We start from the raw sequence: 1913 nt of genomic DNA, 5'->3' as shown, positions 1-1913 counted from the left end.
TCGGACACGCCCGGCATCGGCCCGACGGTGTGGGGCTCCGACGGCTCGCAGTGGGACGTCATCCGCAACCGCACCTCGTGGCTCGAGCACCGCGACGCCGTCGCGGAGGCCGTGGCGTGGCCGGCGCCGGAGGTCCGGGCGAGCAGGCCCGTGGCCGACAGCAGCAGCCAGCACGGGTCGTCGGGCACCTCGAGCGGCGTGGCGGGGCCCCGCCCCCGGGCTCCGCGGGCGGCGGGAGCAGCGGCGCCGGACGCCTCGAGCAGCACGGTCCGCCGCGGCGTCCCGTGCTCGCGGGCCACCTCCGCCAGCTCGTCGGAGACGACCCCCCGCAGCCGCGCCTCGTCGCCGAGGATCGCCTCGAGCTCGTCGATCGCCGCGCGCAGCTCGTCGCGGCGCGTCTGGAGCTCGAGCGTGGAGAAGCGCGTGAGGCGGCGCAGCTGCAGCTCGAGGATGTGGTCGGCCTGGGCCTGGCTGAGCTCGAAGACGGCCATGAGGCGCGAGCGGGCGGCCGCGGCGTCGTCGCTGGAGCGGATGACGGCGATGACCTCGTCGATGTCGGCGACGGCGACGAGCAGGCCCTCGACGAGGTGCAGGCGCTCGGTCGCCCGCTGCAGCCGGTACCGGCTGCGCCGGCGCACGACGTCGAGCCGGTGGTCGACGTAGACGGACAGCAGGTCCCGCAGCCCGAGGGTGCGGGGCTGGCCCTCGACGAGGCAGACGTTGTTGACGCCGAAGGAGTCCTCCATGGGCGTCAGGCGGTAGAGCTGCTCGAGGACGGCGTCGGGGTCGAAACCCGACTTCACCTCGACGACGAGGCGCAGCCCGCTCTCGCGGTCGGTGAGGTCCTGGACGTCCGAGACGCCCTGCAGCTTGCGGGACTTCACGGCGTCGGCGATCTTCTCGACGACGCGCTCGGGGCCGACGCCGTACGGCAGCTCGGTGACGACGATCCCTCGGCGGCGCGGGGTGATCTGCTCGACGCGCGTGGTGGCACGGGTCCGGAAGGTGCCGCGACCGGTCGCGTAGGCCTCGCGGACCCCCTCGAGGCCGATGATCCGCCCGCCCGAGGGCAGGTCCGGCCCGGGCACGAAGCGGAGCAGGTCCTCGAGCGTCGCGCCCGGGTGCTCGATGAGGTGGCGGGCCGCGGCGACGACCTCGACGAGGTTGTGGGGCGGCATGTTCGTCGCCATGCCGACGGCGATGCCGCTGGCGCCGTTGACGAGCAGGTTGGGCAGCGCCGACGGCAGCACGCCGGGCTGCTGCAGCGAGCCGTCGTAGTTCGGGACGAGGTCGACGACCTCCTCGTCGAGGTCGGCCACCATGAGCGAGGCGGCGGCCGCCATGCGGGCCTCGGTGTACCGCGCCGCCGCCGGGCCGTCGTCGAGGGAGCCGAAGTTGCCGTGCCCGTCGACGAGGGGCAGCCGCAGGCTGAAGGGCTGCGCCATGCGGACGAGCGCGTCGTAGATGGCGGTGTCGCCGTGGGGGTGCAGCTTGCCCATGACCTCGCCGACGACGCGGCTGCACTTGACGTGCGCCCGCTCGGGCCGCAGGCCCATGTCGGACATCGCGTAGAGGATCCGGCGCTGGACCGGCTTGAGGCCGTCGCGCGCGTCCGGCAGCGCGCGGGCGTAGATGACGGAGTAGGCGTACTCGAGGAACGACCCCTCCATCTCGGCCGCGACGTCGATGTCGACGACGCGGCCCTCGCCCGGGGGCGGGCCGGCGGGGGCGGAGGTGCGGCGGGCCATGGCCCCATCCTCGCGGACGGGGCGCGCCGGTCGGGTGAGGCGCGGCCCGGTGCCGCCGGGACGCCGCTGCGGCGGGCCCGCTCGCCGGGGCTCAACCCAGCGGCGTCCCGAACCGCCCGTCGTGGGCGACGTCCTCGAGGGGCCGCCGCCGCGAGGGCCGCGGCC

The 1913-nt window shown here is 75.5% G+C and carries 1 protein-coding gene; it reads right to left on the bottom strand.

The features are described 5' to 3' along the window. Positions 1-1748, bottom strand: a 1748-nt coding sequence (locus HLB09_RS16425) for a DNA gyrase/topoisomerase IV subunit A (RefSeq protein ID WP_171204375.1), incomplete at its 3' end; no start/stop codon positions are given. Positions 1749-1913 lie beyond the last annotated feature (165 nt).

Source organism: Pseudokineococcus marinus (assembly GCF_013004605.1).
GTDB lineage: Bacteria > Actinomycetota > Actinomycetes > Actinomycetales > Quadrisphaeraceae > Pseudokineococcus > Pseudokineococcus marinus.
This window is presented reverse-complemented; position numbering and strand designations above follow the sequence as displayed.